We start from the raw sequence: 16408 nt of genomic DNA, 5'->3' as shown, positions 1-16408 counted from the left end.
CCGAAAGCATGTGGATCAGGGCACATTGAACACCTCTATCTTGTGGTTGAAGGTGACCGACTCCCCCTTGCGCTCAAAGATAAAGCGCATGCCAAACTCCCCTTCGGCGTTAAACGCCGAGGCTTCCCGATAGAAGGTGCCAATATGAAGGGAATCGGCCATCAACACGCCTTGCGAGGGTAAAGGTGCACCAATGGCCGCGCTGGCACGGGTCAGCGTGTTTCCTTCCACACAGTAACGTACCTGCTGGTTGGCAAAGTAGACACGGCTGCCTGGAGAGAGGCCAGCCAGACTCTCGGTGCTGGTATAGCGGATGGTTTGCGCCCCGGAAACGGGAGTCAGCACATCGGTAACCCTGGCCACACAACGGCCATAATCGCAGCCTGCCGTGAGCGAACCGGCATTTTTGTCCGGCACGGGGAAGACGATCAGCTGATCATCCTTTTTAACGGCGGTGGCATCCACATCCAGTGGATTGGCCGCAGAGGCCGGGGTGGCCATCACCAGTTCAAGGGTGGCCGTGCTCCCCGACATGGCGCGGTTAAGCGCAAAATAGCGGCTGGAGGTGCTGATAGGCCAGAACCGCAAACAGGCGCCCGAGTCGACCCATGCACCGCCAGTGGTCTCTATCCGCTCCGATCCTGGCACTGCATCGCGCAGTTCGCGGTTAAGCCGCTCCATGGCGAAGCGGGCATCGCTCATCAGCTGCTCACGGCTGCTGGCATCGCCATAAATCTGGCTGCCGATACCAATAAACTGGCTGCTAAAGGTCGCCATGATCCCGAGCAGCAGGATCACCATCACCAACTCGACCAGGGTAAAGCCACTGTTACCCCGAGGTTTACGGTAGGTTCGATTAGCCGGTCGGCGTAATCGGACGCTGGAAGTAGTTACAGGCGCGGACATTCGGACAGGCAGGCAAGACCCGACAGCGGAGCGATCCATCAGTAGTTCCCCCGATAAAAGGAGAAGTCGAGCACGCTCTCATCCGGCAGCTTGATCTGCAGATCGATGCGTTTGCCCACAGAACAGGGCGCTACACAACTCTTGAAGCTGCCATCGCTAAAATCTGCGGCGCTTACTGCAATCCTGACCTGATAGTTGCGATATTCATCATCATTATTCGTAACCCAGCTGGTTTGCGTAAACCGGCTGGCCTGCTGCCAACTGCCCGCGGTATCAAAATCATCCACATCGTTATAGGTGTAGGACTCTGACTCGCCGGTGCCATCAGGACCATAACTGCTGGAACAAGGGGAGATGGTCACCCCCGCCACCTGCTCGCCACAGCGATAACGGCCACCGTTATGATCGGAGTTTTCATCAAACGATTTTTGCAGGATCTCGCCGGCCAGCCGCTGGGCCAGCTGGGCGGCTCGCACCTGCTGCACCGGATCCACCGCCTGTGGTGCCTGATTAATCAGCAGTCCTAAAATACCGGTCAGCGCCACCGCCAGCAGAACGATACCGACGATCAGTTCAATCAGGGTAAAACCGCGCTTAAGGGCTCTCATGGATAAACCCCTCTGACTCAATCTTGATGCGACTAGTTTCGCGACCATCACTCACCAGCAAGGTACAACCGGCAGCGCAAGTGCCCAGCGGTCGCCCCATCTGATCGAAGCGCAGCACGAAGCGGTTGTTGTTATCAAGGGAGATGGAGATACCGACAGAGGGCGTAACCAGTCGACCACGGGTCTCCAACTGGGGAGTCCAGCCACTACTGGTATCCAGGTCATCACTGGCGGGACACGCCGCATAAGTACGGTGGGCAAAACGGGGAGAGGCCACCACCAGCTGGGTACAGCGGTCGGCAGGCTCATGCATATTGACGGTCTGTACCAACCGCAGCCGGGTTAGCAACTCATCACGCAAACTTTGAGTTTCAAAGCCGCCTTTGCCCAGCCATTTGGGCACAGCAAAGGCGGCCAGAATCCCGAGTAACAAGACTACTAAAACCAGTTCAATAAGAGTAAAGCCTCGGTTTTGTTCTGGCATATGTAGACCTTTAAAAAGATGGAGAGACATACTCTCTCCATCTTTGTGCGTGCATCAGGCTTATTTGCAATCTGTAACTGCTGTAGTCGGCACAGAGCCAGATCCAGCTTGTGTATAAGTAACAAAGCAATTGGTCGCAGTACCCGCAGAAACACCTGCAGGGAAAATCTTAATACTGCTTGATGCTGGAGTACCAAAACTCCAATCGCCAGAGCTCAATTCCAGTACCTTTTTAAGATCCGCTTCAGTTGCCTTAGGGTAGCCATAAGCAATCCCGACGGTAACTCCGTTACCAATATCCAAAGTAGTGTCAGCCGACTTATCATTACCGGCGATAACTGATTTGCTGTAAACCATCGCACCTGCGGAGTTCAGAGAACCCTCCACACCTTTTAGAGTTGATGTACGCGCATCATCCTGCAGATTCAGGAACTTGGGTGCAGCGGTGACCGCAAGAATACCCAGAATGATGATCACGATAACCAGTTCGATCAGGGTAAAACCCGCCTGTTTTTTCATTTCACTTTCCTCTGTTAATTAATATTGGTGGTCACCTGACCGGATGCCGGACGGTAACTGAAACTCATAAATGCATCAGTCTTGCCTTGCGGATCCTGATACTTGCCATCACTGCCCTTACTCAAACTATTGACCAGATAGTAGCGGCAGACCGAATCAAGCCCGCTACCGCTCACGGTGGCATAGTATTTCAGGTCATTCCCGCTACCACGCACTTCATTGAAGGTGGCCGTAGCCTTGGGCGGGTTTTGCAGCAGCCCCTCCCAAATATTGAGACAACGCTCGGCTGTCAGACTGGCCGGATCCACATTAGGATTGCCGCTGGCAGCGGTATCCATGGGATAGCCGGGCGACAGCTCGCCGTTGCTGATCTGGCTGTCAGTCGGAGTAGTCAGATAGAAGCGGCTGCCGTCATAGAGCACGGTATTGAGACTGTCCTGTTTGGCGCGACCTTCCGCCTCCCATTGAGCCCGCACCAGCGAAACGCCGGTAGCAAAACCGCCAGAGACCCCTTCCACGCTGGCCTTTTTCGCTTCGTCAGTCACATCGAGAAAGCGCGGCAGCGCAGTCACCGCCAGGATCCCCAGGATCACGATAACGATCACCAGCTCAATGAGGGAGAAGCCAGCGGCCCGTCTCATCATCCCGTTTTCCGGCATTGTTGGTGCTATTGGTTTCATTGTCATGCTCCCTCCGTAATGCCCCGCATTATTTCATGCAGGCCCAAAAAAATCATGTAGTTGGGTCATATGATTAGCTTCATTCAAGGCTTTTTCATCACCCGCCCGTCAGAAAACTGATAAATCAGCCAATAACCATCCCACCCCATCTCGCAACCACTGCCATCGGGGCGGGCCAGAACCTGCAACGGGGGCATGCCGCCGTCCGTCTCACCCACCAGTGCCAACCACAACTGGCGGCAATTTTCCGAAGGGGATTGCAGCGGCACCAGCCCGAGTGGCCAACCACGCGCATCAAATTGCCAACCCTGACCCGCACTATGCAAGGTGTCGGGACGTCGCTCGTCGAGCCAGAGGCCGTGCAAACGCTGTGCCCGCTCGGCAAATTGCTCTCCCAGCAGAGTGAGCGCCAGTTGCTGCGCCTCTTCCCGATGGACCTGATAGCTGCGCACCAGGGTGGCGACGATCACCATCAGCAGGATCACCACGGCGATCCGCCGATATCCGGTCAGCCAGCGATCATCCTGCTGCGTCTGTCTGCTCATCCCGTCCTCGACTCCACCGTGCTCTTGCCTCTTACGATGCTCATAGTGCCCCGCCAATCAGGCGGTTACTTGCCTCTTACGGCTCCCATCACGTCCCACCATTCAGACGTGAAGATATCCAGTTCCAGCAAGATTACTTGCCTCTTACGGCTCGCATCATGTCCCACATCGGCGTGAAGATACCGAGCGCCAGGATCAACACCATCACCGCCACGATCCCGATCAGGATCGGCTCGATGCGGGCGGTAAGGCTCTTGAGGTCATAATCCACCTCCCGCTCGTAATACTCGGCCGCTTCATGGAGCAGGTCATCGACCTGACCGGTCTCCTCCCCCACGGCGATCATCTGCATCACCAGCGGGGTAAACAGGCCGCTGCTGCCAGCGGTGCGCAGCAGGCTCTCGCCCCGCTCGATACCGGCGCGCATATCCCGCACTCGCCCCGCCATATAAGCGTTATCCACCGCATCAGCCACCAGGGTCAGCGCCGTGTTGAGCGGCACCCCGGCTTTGAGCATCATGGAGAAACTGCGAGCAAAACGGGCCAACAAAGAGCGCTCTATGATGGTGCCGACGATCGGCAACTTGAGTTGCCAGCGATGCCAAGTCAGCTTGCCCTTGGGTGTAGCGACCCAGCGACGCCAGCCAAACACCATCCCCGCCAGAATGGCGAGCAGCAGCCACCAGTAGTGGACAAAAAAGTGGGAAGTGGCGAGCAGAATGCGGGTCGCCAGCGGCAACTCCACCCCGAATTTGGCGAACATGCCGGCAAACACCGGGATCACCATGATATTGAGGATCACCATGGCGATACCAATGGCGATCATCACGAAGCTGGGGTAGCGCATCGCGGTCTTGATCCGCTTGCGGGTCTCCAGCTCCAGCTCGAAATAGGTGGCGAGCTGCAAAAAGGCCTCTTCCAGCTGACCGGTGTTCTCACCCACATGGATGATGGCGACGAACAGGCTGCTGAATACCTTGGGGTGCGCCTGCATCGAGCTGGAGAGCGGCCGACCGTTGCCGAGATCTTCCCCCAGCGAATGAAGCGCCCGCTTGAGCGGCTTGCTGTGAGTGCTCTCCTCCAGCCCGGAGATGGCGCGCAGGATCGGGATCCCGGCCCGGGTCAGGGCATACATCTGGCGGCTGAAGATCACCAGCTCGTCCAGCTTGACGCCCCCTTCCAGCAGCAGTGACCAGTCGATGGCGGCGGATTTGGCCTTGCCCGGTTTGAGCTCGGTCGGCATCACCCCGCGGCGCATCAGCTGCTCGGCGGCAGCCATCTCGTTGGCCGCTTCGACCACGCCACTGGTGGCGTTGCCCTGGCTGTCACGCCCCTTGTAGGCAAAGTTAGCCATCGCTTACCCCAAATCCTCGGCCAGTCGCAGCACCTCGTCCACCGAGGTGATCCCCTGCCGGGCATAATCGAGGGCGGTGAGGGCCAGCGGCCGGTAGTGTTCGTGTTGACGGGCCGCCTTGGCGAACCCTTCCGCATCGTTACGGCGCAGGGCATCCATCATCGGCTGATCCAGCTCCAGCAGTTCGTAGACCCCGATCCGGCCGGAATAACCGGTAAAGTTGCAGCTCTGGCAACCCCGTCCCTTGTGATAGGTGTGCTGGCCGGGCGCCTCGCCGGAGAGCACGGTAAGCCAGGTGGCCTGCCCTTCGTCCGGCGCCTTCTCCTCGACGCAGTGCTCGCACACCCGCCGCACCAGCCGCTGGGCGACCACCGCCCGCAGGGCGCTCGCCACCAGATAGCCGGGCGCTCCCATGTCGATCAGACGCAGGGCACTGGTCACCGCATCGTTGGTGTGCAGAGTGGTCAGCACCAGGTGACCGGTGATGGCGCCACGCAGACCGATCTCTACCGTCTCGTTGTCCCGCATCTCCCCCACCAGCAGGATGTCCGGATCCTGACGCAGGGTGGAACGCAGCACATGAGAAAACGTGAGGCCGATCTTGGGGTTAACCTGTACCTGATTGACGCGGGGCAAGCGATACTCCACCGGGTCTTCTACCGTGATGATCTTGTGGCTGGACTGGTTGAGCTCGGAGAGAGCGCCATAGAGGGTGGTGGTCTTGCCGCTCCCGGTCGGGCCGGTCACCAGGATCATGCCGTGCGGGCGTTTGAGCTGGCGGCGGAAACGGGTCAGGATCTCAGGCGGCATGCCGGTCTCGGTCAATGACAGGATGCCGGAGGATTGATCCAGCAGACGCATCACCACCGACTCGCCATATTGCACCGGCATGGTGGACATCCGCACATCCACATCGCGGCCGCGCACCTTCATATTGAAGCGACCATCCTGCGGCAAGCGCTTCTCGGAGATATCGAGCCCCGCCACCAGCTTGAGGCGCAGTACCAGCGCCTGGGCGATGCGCACCTCGTTCAGGATATTTTCGTGCAGGATGCCGTCGATCCGCTGGCGAATGCGCAGCACCTTTTCGTCCGGTTCGATGTGGATATCCGACGCCCCCACCTGCACCGCATCCTCGAACAGGGAGCGCAGCAGCTTGGCCACCGTTGCCTCCCCCTCGTCATTGGCCCCCAGATTGCTGGAGCCCAGCTCGAAGCCGGAGTCCTGATACTCCTCCTGCAGCTGTTCGGCGAAGCTCTCGATCTCGCGAGTACGGCGATAGAGGCGGTCGAAATACTCCAGCAGTTGCCCTTCCCGCGCCACCGCCAGCACCATGATGCGCGGGCTAAGCAGGGCGGCGATGGCATCCAGTGCGCTCAGATCCGCAGGATCCGACATCGCCACCGTCACCTTGTTGTCGGTGAGGTTGACCGCCAGCGCCCGATAACGGCGCGCCTGCACTTCGGGCAGCAGCGGCACCGCGGCGGCGTCGATGGTGAGGTTGTTGAGATCGAAGAAGGGCACATCCAGCTGGCGGGCGAGGAACTGCAGCAGCTGTACCTCGCTGATAAAACCGAGATCGATCAGGGTGGTGCCCAGCTTGCGGCCGGTCTGACGCTGCTGCTGCAGGGCAAGCTGCAACTGATCATCAGAGATGATCTGCTCTTGTACCAGCAGGTCGCCGAGGCGCATTTTCAGTCTGGGTTGTGCCATGTTTGCTCCGATATCTGTTGCTTCACACCCGTTGTCGTATTCGATTAGGCTTCGCTAATCGAACCTGCGGTTTATCAAGGGGTTAGTTGGCCAATTCGTTGTTCCAGCCAGTTGGTCGATGCCTCGCCGAGGTTGCCGTGCAGCAGGGCGTTGCGATAGGCATCGAGCGCCCGCTGACTGTGCCCCTGACCATCCTCGGCCACGCCGAGGCCAAGCCACCAGCGGCCCTGATCCGGCTGCTGGCGCAGCAGCTTCACATAGAGCGCCGCCGCATCGGCATTCTGGCCCAGCTCCTGGGTCAGCCCCGCCCAGGTGGCGTAGTAGTCCATGTTGCTGGCGAGATCCGGCTGATAACCGGACAACCAGCCAAGGGCCTGCTGCTGCTGTCCCTCGCTGATGGCAAGACGGGCCAGCAGCAGACGAAAATCGGCCTGCTGGGGATCAAGCCGGATCCCCTCCTCCAGCAGCTGACGCGCCTCGGTCAGGCGGCCCTCGCCGTAGAGCAAACCGGCCAGCTGCTCCCGCGCCCCCTGGTTGTAGGGATCGTGGGCCAGCACGTCGTAATAGTTGTCCTGCGCATCCCGCAGGCTTCCCTTGGCCATGGCGGTGGTCGCCTTGCGCTCCGCCAGTGCCGCCAGCTCCTTGGCCGACAGCTCCACCGTCTCGATCTTCAATACGCCCGGTTTGCGCGGCGCGCTGGCGACGGCCTGCTGCTCTGCCGCCAGTTCTGCGTAAAGCTCGGGCTGCAGCTCTTCATCGGTCGGCTCCGACTCGTCAACATCGCTGGAGGCATCAAAGGACGCACCGTCGGCCGTGTCGCCCGAGTCACCTTCTCCGGCCTCGTCATCTACCTCATCCTGACTTGGCAGCGGCAGCGCAGCCGCCACCTCGACCGGCTCGGACTGACTGACAGGCGCTGCGGCCCTTGTCACCACATCGGGAGCCACCGCATCAGGGGAGACCGCTTCGCTGGTAGCCGTGACGGTATGGGTCTGCTGCCAGTAGATCCAGGTTCGCCAACCGAGGATCCCCAGTGCCAGACCGCAGATCAGGGTCAGCAGCAACATCCACCATCCCTGCTGACGCGCAGGGGCAATATAGACGGCAGCACCATCGGATCCTTGCTGGCGCTGATCCAGATCTTTCAGCATCTGGTTGATAACGCTCATGGCCAGACTCCATAAGCCAGCATAGGTATCCGCCAGCCCCATGTTGACGCACAACGCAGCTGGGGCGCTCTCATATCCCCGAGCATCTGGTTGATCTCGTTCATGGCCAGACTCCATAAGCCAGGGCGCACCCCAGCAACAGTAACAGGGGCCACCAGCGCCGTGGCGCAAAGCGGCTGGCATCGTCGGTATCGCGAATGGCGAGCCGCACCAGACGGCTATCGATCTGGCGCACACCCTGACCATAGGCCAGCATCAGGCACTTCTGCGCCAGGATGTTGATAAGTCTCGGGATCCCTCGCGAGGCCCGCCACAACAGACGCATGGCTCGACCTGCAAACAGCGGTGCCCCGCGATACCCGGAGACCTGCAATCTGTGCTCCAGATAGGCGCGGGTCTCGTCAAAGCGCAGCGGCCGCAGGCAATAGGAGAAGCCAATCCGCTGGCGCAGTTGGCGCAGATGCGGCTTGGCCAGTCTGGCATCCAGTTCGGGCTGGCCGAACAGTACGATCTGCAGCAGCTTGCTCGACTCGGTCTCGAGATTGCCGAACAGGCGGATCGCCTCCAGCGTCTCGTCCGGCAGCGCTTGCGCCTCGTCGATCAGCACCACCACCCGACTGCCCTGCTGGTGCAGGCTGATCAGGTGACGATGGATGCGATCGGTGAGATCCAGCTCGCTCTGATCCCGCACCGCCAGACCCAGCTCCAGCGCCAGCGCGATGCGCAGCTCGGCCGGGGTGAGATGGGGATTGGGCAACCAGGCAAGCCGCACCGGGCGCGCTTCCGAACCCAGCTCGCTGAGCAACTTGCGGCAGAGCAGGGTCTTGCCGGTGCCCACCTCGCCGGTCACCTTGATAAAGCCCTCTCCCTGCGCCAGCGCCCAGTTCAGAACCTGCAGCGCCTCTTCGTGAGGCGGCAGACCGTAGTAGAAGCCGGTATTGGGGGTGAGGCCAAACGGCGCCTCCTGCAGGCCGAAGTGGGTCAGATACATGAGACCTCACCTGCCACGGCGAGCACGCGGCCTGTGCTGGCAAGGCCGCACAGGCCGTTCGGGATAAGGATGACCGCATCTGGTGTCATGGTTCAGCCCTTGGCCGGATACCACTTGTCGAGCAGCTCGGAGGAGCGTTGCAGCTCGTTTTGCCAGGTGTCTTTCTCCACCACGGTCGGTTTGAGCATGATCACCAGCTCCACCTTCTTGGTACTCTCGCGGCGGTTGGTAAAGGCTTCGCCCACCCAGGGAATATCCCCCAGCAGTGGCACCTTGCTGACGATCTCCTGCTTGTCGGTCTTCATCAGACCGCCGATGACGATGATGTCGCCGTTATTGGCCTGCACCACGGTATCGGACTCGCGGATCGAACTCTTGGCGAGCGGCAGCTCCAGCGGTTTGGCGGTGCCGACGTTGATGATCTTCTTCTGCTCTTCGGTATCGATAACCGAGGGGTGGATATGCAGCAGCACCCGACCCTCTTCATCGATCTGCGGCGTCACATCCAGCGCGATGCCCGAGAAGAAGGGGGTCAGCTCCACATTGGGGGTCACGATAGGTTCGGCTGTGCCGGTCGACGTCACTGTGGTGGTCGAGGCGTTGGTGACGAAGTACTCGTCCGTGCCCACCTTGATCACCGCCTTCTGGTTGTTGGTCGCGGTGACACGCGGGCTGGAGAGGGTATTCACGTCCCCCTGGGTCTTGAGCAGATTGACCGCCACGTTAAAGTTGCCATCAGAGATCTTGAAACCGGCGCCGCCCCCCAGCGCACTGAAGATCTGGTTGGGGGTGGTGGGCAACTGGGTCTTGGCCAGCGACTCACCGCCAGTGATCCCCTTGCCGCCATCCCAGCTGGCAGAGAGGCCACTCCAGTCCACCCCCTGCTCGTACCCTTCGTTGAGGGCGACTTCGATGATCCGCGCCTCCAGCACCACCTGACGCTTGAGATGACTCTCGGATTGACTGAGGAATTCACGCACCGCCTTGAGCTCTTTCGGATAGGCGCGGATGGTGACCAGACCCGCCTGCGGGCTGGTGATCACGGCGCGACCATCACCACTGCCGATCAGGGTCTGCAGAGAGTCGCGCAGATCGGTCCAGTAGTCGCTGTTGGTATCGGTCTCGATACGGGTGCCGTTACTGCTGTCGCCGCTCGAGTTGTTGCTGGAGGAGTTGTTAGAGCTGTTGTTGTTGGACGAGTTGTCGAAGCTGCCGTTGCTGTCGTTGTTGCTGTCATTGGCGGTCACCCCGCCGGTACTGACCGAGGTACGGGAGAGGCCACGGCGGGACATCATCAGGTAGTTGACCGGAATGGTTTCGGTACGCAGGCCAGCCGGATAGATATGGAAGACATTGCCCTTGCGCTGCACGTCAAAGCCATACATGTCGCCCACCACTGCCAGCACTTCCGGCAGGGTTACATCTTTCAGCTCGACGGAGACCAGCCCGGCCACCCCGGGGTGAACCGCCACGCTGTAGCGGGAGCCCTTGAACAGGGAACCGAAAAACTCCACCGCCTCCACATCGTGAGCCGCGATGCGCAGCCGCTTCTCCGGCATGCCGACCGGCATCTGTGGCCGGTTCAGTTGCAACAATTCACTTTGCACCGATTTGGGCAAGGCGGTCAGCGGGGCAGCCTGCTTCTGCTGGTCGTTCATGGCCTGCTTGAGCGCATCCTTGGCCTGAGTCGGCTCGGGGTGCTGATACGTGGTACAGCCTGCGGCCATCATGGCCACGGTGATCAGACAGAGACGGTGTTTTTTCATGTAATTAGGGCACCCTGACTTGCAATTAAACTCGATAAAGCCGGCTCACCTGCCAACGGGCAGCTGCGACTCAAACCCGGATCTTGCTGGCAAACAGTGTTACCGCATGGCGTTTTCCCGCCTTTTCCAGCACCACGGCATCGGCATTGATGGCCACCAGTGTATAGCCGTCCACCTGTTGTCCGACCCGATAACTCTTGCCATTGAGCACCGCCAGTGCCGGACCATTGCCCAGCACCACGCTCTGCAGCTTCGGCAAACCGGCGCTGCTCTCGCCGGTCGCACGGGCGCCAACCGCCACATCCGCCAGCGGCGCGGTGGGATCCTGCAATACTTCGACCTGCTCCGCCTGCACCAGCAAGCTGAACAGGCAACAGCACAATGCAAACACTCTAGCCACGGATAAACTCCTTGCTGGTACTCAGGGTGTAGATCTCCATCTCCACCACCGCGCCGGGATAGGCTTTGACCTGATAGTCGAACTGCTTCCAGTAGAAGTGGCGCGGCAAGGCTTCCAGCGCTTTAAGATATTGATACACATCGAAATAGCCGCCTTCAAGCTGAAGCCGGATACCGTGTTTGTAGAGATTGACCTTCTGCTCCCCCGCCATCAGCGGGGTCGGCTCCAGCGAACTGAGCGCCAGCATATGGAGATTGGCGGAGCGGGAGAGCAACGCCTCCAGCACCAGCGGCATCTCGTGCGCCGGGATCAGATCCACGGTCTGGGCCTTCAACTCACCGTCGATCCGGGCCAGATCGGCTTCCACTTGCGCCAGCTGGTCGTGAACCCCCTGATTGGGATCCCGCTTGAGGCGAGCCTGTTTGCCGAGGTTCTCCAGCTCCATGATCTCGAGGTCACGCTCGGCGGCGCTCAGGGCCATGCGATCCTGCTGCAGGCGGGCATCGGCGCCCTCGAGCCAGCCGTAAATGCCGGCCGCGCCCAGCAGTACCAGACCGGTCAGCAGGATCAACACCCGCTCCCGCTGGCTCAACACGGCGATACGCTGGCCCCATGCCTGCCATTGTGCTTTCAGGTTCATCAGGGTTTCTCCCGCGCAATGCCGCTCAACTGGAAGGTCAGGCGACCCTCCTTGTCACGACTCAGGGTCAGTTCACCAAACTCCTTGCCCACCAGACTCGGGGTCTGCTTGAAGCGATTGACCCAGGCCGGTACATCCTGACTGCGGCCAGCAAAGCCGGAGAGGTTGATCCGCCCTTCGTTGATCTCGATGCGCTGCAACGAGAGGTTGCTGTTGCGAATGCGGGAGAGATCCGCCATCACGCTGGCGTAGCCCTGGGATTTTTGCAGAGTCAGGCTGCCCAGTTGGCGCATCAGCCCCTGCTTGGCCGTCAGTTCATCCTGCTTGTTGACCAGTTGCTGTTGCAATCGGGGATCTGCCTGATGGCGCGCCAACTCGGCATCAAGCCGTTGCGCCTCGCTGCGCTTGAGCTCCAGCTCGGCATGACGCTGTGCCAGTGCCCGGCTGACCTGTTGCTGTTGCCAGCCGTAACCGACTCCCACCAACAGCATCAGCAGCAGCGCACAGCCCCACACCAGCGCCATCTGGTTGAGGCTGGCCCACTGCCGTTTGGGGCGAAACTCGGCGCCATAGAGGTTTATCTGACGTTTCATCACGCATCCTCCCCGATGGCGGCGGCATAGGCCGAAAGGTATTCGACGCCGGCCAGGACCGCTTTGTTGGCCATGGCGGAGACGGCAAAGCCGAAAGTCTGCTCCATATGGCGCACCAGAGTACCGATAAAGGGCGAGGCGACGGCAAACTGCATCTGCCCCAGCTCGGGCAATTTCAGCTGGCCCGCCAGATAGTCGAGGGAGCGCTGGATCTCCAGCGCCAGTGAATCGAGTTGCATGCTGTCCGGCTCATGCTCACCGGTCAGGCTGGAAAAACCGCGCAGCTGGCGAGAAAAACAGAGCCCCCCCTGATGGAAGACCAGCAACTGCAGATCCAGCCCCTTGGGCTGCCACAGCAGCATGCGCACCACATCATCTGCCTCATAGAGAGAGGTGAGCGCCAGCTCGTCACTGATGATGGATTGCAGGGTGGCGATGCCGTTGATAGCATCGGCCAGCTGTTGCACCCGGCTCTTGGGCAGGCAGATCACATTGATGCGCGGGCGACCGGCTGGCGGGGTGGGCAAATCCACATAGTCCATCGCCAGTTGCAGCACCGGTTCGCTGACATAATCCTTGACCGCCCAGGGGAGTGCCCCCGCCATCTCGGCGTCAGGCACGGCAGGCTTGTCGATCTGGATCTGCTGATAAAGGCTGGCGGCGAGGGCCACCCGCACTCTGGACTTGGCCAGACCATGACGGCTGAACAGCTCGTTGATGGCCACCGCCCACTCCTGCGGGCCGTTGATGGTGCGCGTTGCGAAGACGGGGGGATTGCCCACCGCGGCCAGCATGATCCTGTCATTGGCCAGCAATAGCCCGACCTGGCGGCTTGGCGTCGACCGTCTGAACAGTTGTTTCATGTAAGCCCGCCCATCATAATTGGTTAAATGATTGAAATATTAACATAAACAGCAGATTAGCCTCCAGATAAAAGACGGACTCACCATTGCAAGCCAGCCTTTCAAGCGAGCCGGATGGCCATGCCACCCTGCCCTCCCCCCTGCAACGCCTCCACCACCCGTTGCTGACCCGCTATGGCGTCGAGCTCTGGTGCAAGCGGGATGACCTGATCCATCCGGCCATCTCCGGCAACAAGTGGCGCAAGCTCAAGTACCACCTGCTGCATGCCAGAGAGCACGGCAAACAGCACCTGCTCTCGTTCGGCGGTGCCTACTCCAACCATATCCACGCCCTGGCTGCCGCCGGATATCAGACCGGTCTTCGCACTACCGGTATCATACGGGGCGAAGCCGATGCCGTCAGCAATAGCACCCTGAGGGATGCCAGACGCTGGGGCATGGATCTCGTTTTCGTCGACCGCCAGAGTTACCGGCGGCGGCAGGATCCCGACTGGCTGGCCCAATTCGATGCACCCGATACCCTGATCGTGCCGGAAGGGGGCAGCAGCCCGCTGGCCATCCCCGGGGTGGCCGAGCTGGTCGGCGAGGTGCCCTTCTCGCCGGATCTCTGGGTACTGCCCTGTGCCAGCGGCGGTACCCTGGCGGGACTCATCGCTGGCAAACGGGATCGGGAGCAGATCCTCGCCATTGCGGTGCTGAAGGGGGGCGGCTTTATCGCCGACGAGGTGTGCCGCCTCCATCCCGCTGCCGCCAGCATCCCCGGTTGGCGGATCGCGCTCGATCATCACGACGGTGGCTACGCCAAATTCAGCCCGGTGCTCTGGCAGTGGGTAGAGGATTTCTGCGCCGACACCGGCCTGCCGCTGGAGCCTATCTACAGCGGCAAGGCGATGTGGGGGCTGTTTCGCGAGCTGGCGGCGGGCCGCATCGCCCGCGGCAGCAAAATCGTCTTTATCCACACCGGCGGCATGCAGGGGCTGGCCGGGCTGCGGGAGCAGGGGCGGCTGTGAGCCCCGCCTGACGGCAACCGCAAACGAGAGAGGGTCGCCCCAAGGCGACCCTCTCTCGTTTATCTCACGCGCCAGCCGGTTCCGGCACCAGCCGCTGGGGTTCGGCAAACCAGGGTCCCTGCCCGGCATGCACCCCGAGGTGGCGCAACATCTTCCACTCGTCGCCACTCTCCACCCCCACCGCCAGCACCCGGGTGCGGGTATTGGCGCAGCCCCCCACCAGACTGCGCACCGCCATCTGGTTGACCTGACGGGCGTGGATCTCCCGCACCAGACTGGGGTGCAGCTTGAGGAAGTTGATCTCGAACTCCTTGATGTACTGGGTGCTCACCACATCCTGACCGGCATGATCGATGGCCAGCTGACAGCCAAGCATCCGCAGGGAACGCAGCGGCCGCTTGAGCGCCTCGAAGTGACGGGTCACCTGGGATTCGGAGAGTTGCAGGATCAGCCGCTCGTTGGTGCTGCGCGGCAGCTGGAACAGGGCGAAAAAGAGCCAGCGCTGGAACTCGCGGTTGAGCAGGCTCTGGGCACTCAGGGTCAGGCTGATGGGGCAGCTCTGCTCGGAGCGCTGGCGCAACAGGGCGAGGGTCTGTTCCGCCACCAGCCGATCCAGTTGCAACAACAGCCCGACCTTCTCCGCCATCGGCATGAAGATCCCCGCCTGCAGGGCTCGCCCCTGTTCGTCGTGCAGGTAGGTGAGCAGCTCCAGCTGCAACACCACCTGTCCCCGATCCTGCTGGATCGGCTGGGTGTAAAATTCGATGCCGTGCTCTTCGAGGCGGCGGCTGATCAGGGTACGCCAGCGCACTGTGCCCTTGCTGCTCTGCTCCTCATCCAGCTGCTTCTCGTAGAGGAACCAGCCGTTGTGCCCCTGCAGACGGGCGCTCTTGAGGGCCAGCTCCGCCTCCTCCTGCACCTTGAGCAGGCTGTCTTCGGCCTGATAGCAGACGGCACCGAGATAGACCGCCGTGTCGGGATTGATCTCCTGTGGCCAGTGCAGTCGTTGCAGGCTCTTGAGCAGCTGGCTGGCACTATCCACCATCTCGCTCTCTGACATATTGGGCAGCAGCACCGCAAAGACCTGACCGGCGTAGCGGGCCTGCAGGGCGCCGTTATGCTTGCGCACGAAGGCGCCGATGGTGGCGCTCGCCTCCAGCAGCAGGTCGTGCCCCAACAGCTCGAACTGTTCGGCCTCCAGATCCTCCAGACAGGCGAGATCGATCAGCAGCACGCCGCCGCTCATCACGCTCGCCTCCATGATGGCGCTCTCCAGCCGGTTGTCGAAAAACAACCGGTTGCCGATGCCGGTCATCTTGTCGACGAAGGCGTTACTGCGAATGAAGTTGTCGAAGCGGCTGCGCTCCTTGCGGGCATCCGCCAGCTCCGCCAGCAGATGGTCGAGGGCCTGACTGGCGGCTACCGGCCACTCTTCGGCGGGGTCGTGGCTCAGCTTGGAGAGTTTGTCATCGAGGATCAGCTGGGCGCGAATGCCCAGCAGTTCGGCACCGCGCAACTGCTGGCGCAGCCAGCGAATGGAGTACCAGAGGCCGAACACCACGATAAAGACGCCGAACGAGATACCGGACATCGCCCTGATGGAGTATTCCGCCTCCTTGAAGGGACGCTCCAGCTTGAAGTTGGCCTGCATGCCGGTCTGATGGGGCAGCGGGTGGCTGTATGGTTGCAGCAACTGTTCGTCGACCGGATTGCGCACATCGCGGAACCAGTAGACCCGCTGGTCGTTCTGGCGCACCTCCAGCTCCACCACATGAGCGGCCCGCAACAGGGTGGGCAGCCAGCGACTCATATCCTCCATGTCGTGAGCGACATCGAGCTGCTTGTCGATCACTTCGACCAGCGCATCGACCTTCTTTTGCTGCAACTCCATGCCCAGCTCGCGAAAGCTGAACACCCCGCCAATCAGCACGGTCGCCATGGCCGCGATCACGCACAGGGTGATAAATGAGACAAGCTGTGTTGTGAGTTTCATGCGCCTTTCCGTATGCCCGGCATCATCCATTGGAGCTCATGGTAGCAGCGGCAGAGTCACCATCACTATGGACGGGGATCCCGCTTCTGCAATTTAAGCGGGCAAGCATAACTCAAAGCTGAGGGAGAATACCAAGGATGACGGGCTGCGAAAGCGGGAGAGGACAAAGTGACG

The 16408-nt window shown here is 60.8% G+C and carries 17 protein-coding genes; 1 reads left to right on the top strand and 16 read right to left on the bottom strand.

Annotated elements, in window-relative coordinates:
* Nucleotides 1–15: 15 nt before the first annotated feature.
* From BSP75_RS07540 to BSP75_RS07470, 15 genes are all read right to left on the bottom strand, one after another.
* Nucleotides 16–945 (bottom strand): type II secretion system protein, encoded by a 930-nt coding sequence (locus tag BSP75_RS07540; protein ID WP_171971584.1) that lies wholly within the window; start codon nucleotides 943–945, stop codon nucleotides 16–18.
* Nucleotides 945–1514, bottom strand: a complete 570-nt coding sequence (locus BSP75_RS07535) for a prepilin-type N-terminal cleavage/methylation domain-containing protein (protein WP_075112769.1) — start codon at nucleotides 1512–1514, stop codon at nucleotides 945–947. Before BSP75_RS07535 ends, BSP75_RS07540 begins: the two co-directional genes overlap by 1 nt.
* Nucleotides 1501–1998, bottom strand: coding sequence for a prepilin-type N-terminal cleavage/methylation domain-containing protein (locus BSP75_RS07530; protein WP_075112768.1), 498 nt, complete (start codon nucleotides 1996–1998; stop codon nucleotides 1501–1503). The genes BSP75_RS07535 and BSP75_RS07530 overlap by 14 nt, the downstream gene beginning before the upstream one ends.
* Nucleotides 1999–2058: 60 nt before the next feature.
* Nucleotides 2059–2517, bottom strand: coding sequence for a prepilin-type N-terminal cleavage/methylation domain-containing protein (locus BSP75_RS07525; RefSeq protein WP_075112767.1), 459 nt, complete (start codon nucleotides 2515–2517; stop codon nucleotides 2059–2061).
* A 14-nt stretch (nucleotides 2518–2531) separates the two neighbouring features.
* Nucleotides 2532–3203: a prepilin-type N-terminal cleavage/methylation domain-containing protein gene (locus BSP75_RS07520; RefSeq protein WP_042057142.1), complete on the bottom strand. Its 672-nt coding sequence runs from the start codon at nucleotides 3201–3203 to the stop codon at nucleotides 2532–2534.
* 77 nt (nucleotides 3204–3280) lie between these two features.
* Nucleotides 3281–3742, bottom strand: a complete 462-nt coding sequence (locus tag BSP75_RS07515) for a hypothetical protein (protein WP_058054206.1) — start codon at nucleotides 3740–3742, stop codon at nucleotides 3281–3283.
* Between the two features lie 133 nt (nucleotides 3743–3875).
* Nucleotides 3876–5096 carry a type II secretion system F family protein gene (locus BSP75_RS07510; RefSeq protein ID WP_042057137.1) on the bottom strand — a complete coding sequence of 407 codons (1221 nt, stop codon included), beginning with the start codon at nucleotides 5094–5096 and terminating at the stop codon, nucleotides 3876–3878.
* Nucleotides 5097–5099: 3 nt separating this feature from the next.
* Nucleotides 5100–6809 (bottom strand): MSHA fimbrial ATPase MshE, encoded by a 1710-nt coding sequence (gene mshE / locus BSP75_RS07505; protein WP_042057133.1) that lies wholly within the window; start codon nucleotides 6807–6809, stop codon nucleotides 5100–5102.
* A 74-nt stretch (nucleotides 6810–6883) separates the two neighbouring features.
* Nucleotides 6884–7978 carry a tetratricopeptide repeat protein gene (locus BSP75_RS07500; protein WP_075112766.1) on the bottom strand — a complete coding sequence of 365 codons (1095 nt, stop codon included), beginning with the start codon at nucleotides 7976–7978 and terminating at the stop codon, nucleotides 6884–6886.
* 100 nt (nucleotides 7979–8078) lie between these two features.
* A complete protein-coding gene (mshM, locus tag BSP75_RS07495) occupies nucleotides 8079–8969 on the bottom strand; it encodes an MSHA fimbrial biogenesis protein MshM (RefSeq protein WP_075112765.1) in 891 nt (296 codons plus the stop codon).
* Between the two features lie 92 nt (nucleotides 8970–9061).
* The gene (mshL, locus tag BSP75_RS07490) at nucleotides 9062–10735 is read right to left on the bottom strand and encodes a pilus (MSHA type) biogenesis protein MshL (RefSeq protein WP_075112764.1); all 1674 of its coding nucleotides are present in this window, start codon (nucleotides 10733–10735) and stop codon (nucleotides 9062–9064) included.
* Nucleotides 10736–10805: 70 nt separating this feature from the next.
* Entirely contained in the window at nucleotides 10806–11135 is a 330-nt protein-coding gene (locus BSP75_RS07485; protein ID WP_005342886.1) for an MSHA biogenesis protein MshK, read from the bottom strand.
* A complete protein-coding gene (locus BSP75_RS07480; protein WP_075112763.1) occupies nucleotides 11128–11775 on the bottom strand; it encodes an MSHA biogenesis protein MshJ in 648 nt (215 codons plus the stop codon). Before BSP75_RS07480 ends, BSP75_RS07485 begins: the two co-directional genes overlap by 8 nt.
* Nucleotides 11775–12368: a PilN domain-containing protein gene (locus BSP75_RS07475; protein WP_042057115.1), complete on the bottom strand. Its 594-nt coding sequence runs from the start codon at nucleotides 12366–12368 to the stop codon at nucleotides 11775–11777. The genes BSP75_RS07480 and BSP75_RS07475 overlap by 1 nt, the downstream gene beginning before the upstream one ends.
* The gene (locus BSP75_RS07470) at nucleotides 12368–13231 is read right to left on the bottom strand and encodes a hypothetical protein (protein WP_058054213.1); all 864 of its coding nucleotides are present in this window, start codon (nucleotides 13229–13231) and stop codon (nucleotides 12368–12370) included. The genes BSP75_RS07475 and BSP75_RS07470 overlap by 1 nt, the downstream gene beginning before the upstream one ends.
* 86 nt (nucleotides 13232–13317) lie before the next feature.
* On the opposite strand from BSP75_RS07470, the gene BSP75_RS07465 reads away from it, so the two are divergent.
* Nucleotides 13318–14241 (top strand): pyridoxal-phosphate dependent enzyme, encoded by a 924-nt coding sequence (locus BSP75_RS07465; RefSeq protein WP_075112762.1) that lies wholly within the window; start codon nucleotides 13318–13320, stop codon nucleotides 14239–14241.
* Nucleotides 14242–14305: 64 nt separating this feature from the next.
* Here the strand turns inward: BSP75_RS07465 and BSP75_RS07460 are convergent, their stop codons facing one another.
* A complete protein-coding gene (locus BSP75_RS07460) occupies nucleotides 14306–16234 on the bottom strand; it encodes an EAL domain-containing protein (protein WP_042658134.1) in 1929 nt (642 codons plus the stop codon).
* Nucleotides 16235–16408: the final 174 nt, after the last annotated feature.

It is taken from the genome of Aeromonas sp. YN13HZO-058 (genome assembly GCF_001921245.1).
GTDB classification, from domain to species: domain Bacteria; phylum Pseudomonadota; class Gammaproteobacteria; order Enterobacterales; family Aeromonadaceae; genus Aeromonas; species Aeromonas allosaccharophila.
This window is presented reverse-complemented; position numbering and strand designations above follow the sequence as displayed.

Bases quoted from the DNA above. Each gene is read 5' to 3' on its own strand.
- BSP75_RS07535 (WP_075112769.1), bottom strand. From the start codon at position 1,514: ATGAGAGCCCTTAAGCGCGGTTTTACCCTGATTGAACTGATCGTCGGT.
- BSP75_RS07480 (WP_075112763.1), bottom strand. From the start codon at position 11,775: ATGAACCTGAAAGCACAATGGCAGGCATGGGGCCAGCGTATCGCCGTG.
- BSP75_RS07540 (WP_171971584.1), bottom strand. From the start codon at position 945: ATGGATCGCTCCGCTGTCGGGTCTTGCCTGCCTGTCCGAATGTCCGCG.
- mshL (WP_075112764.1), bottom strand. From the start codon at position 10,735: ATGAAAAAACACCGTCTCTGTCTGATCACCGTGGCCATGATGGCCGCA.
- BSP75_RS07460 (WP_042658134.1), bottom strand. From the start codon at position 16,234: ATGAAACTCACAACACAGCTTGTCTCATTTATCACCCTGTGCGTGATC.
- BSP75_RS07510 (WP_042057137.1), bottom strand. From the start codon at position 5,096: ATGGCTAACTTTGCCTACAAGGGGCGTGACAGCCAGGGCAACGCCACC.
- BSP75_RS07500 (WP_075112766.1), bottom strand. From the start codon at position 7,978: ATGAGCGTTATCAACCAGATGCTGAAAGATCTGGATCAGCGCCAGCAA.
- BSP75_RS07525 (WP_075112767.1), bottom strand. From the start codon at position 2,517: ATGAAAAAACAGGCGGGTTTTACCCTGATCGAACTGGTTATCGTGATC.
- BSP75_RS07470 (WP_058054213.1), bottom strand. From the start codon at position 13,231: ATGAAACAACTGTTCAGACGGTCGACGCCAAGCCGCCAGGTCGGGCTA.
- BSP75_RS07475 (WP_042057115.1), bottom strand. From the start codon at position 12,368: ATGAAACGTCAGATAAACCTCTATGGCGCCGAGTTTCGCCCCAAACGG.
- BSP75_RS07515 (WP_058054206.1), bottom strand. From the start codon at position 3,742: ATGAGCAGACAGACGCAGCAGGATGATCGCTGGCTGACCGGATATCGG.
- BSP75_RS07520 (WP_042057142.1), bottom strand. From the start codon at position 3,203: ATGACAATGAAACCAATAGCACCAACAATGCCGGAAAACGGGATGATG.
- mshE (WP_042057133.1), bottom strand. From the start codon at position 6,809: ATGGCACAACCCAGACTGAAAATGCGCCTCGGCGACCTGCTGGTACAA.
- BSP75_RS07530 (WP_075112768.1), bottom strand. From the start codon at position 1,998: ATGCCAGAACAAAACCGAGGCTTTACTCTTATTGAACTGGTTTTAGTA.
- mshM (WP_075112765.1), bottom strand. From the start codon at position 8,969: ATGTATCTGACCCACTTCGGCCTGCAGGAGGCGCCGTTTGGCCTCACC.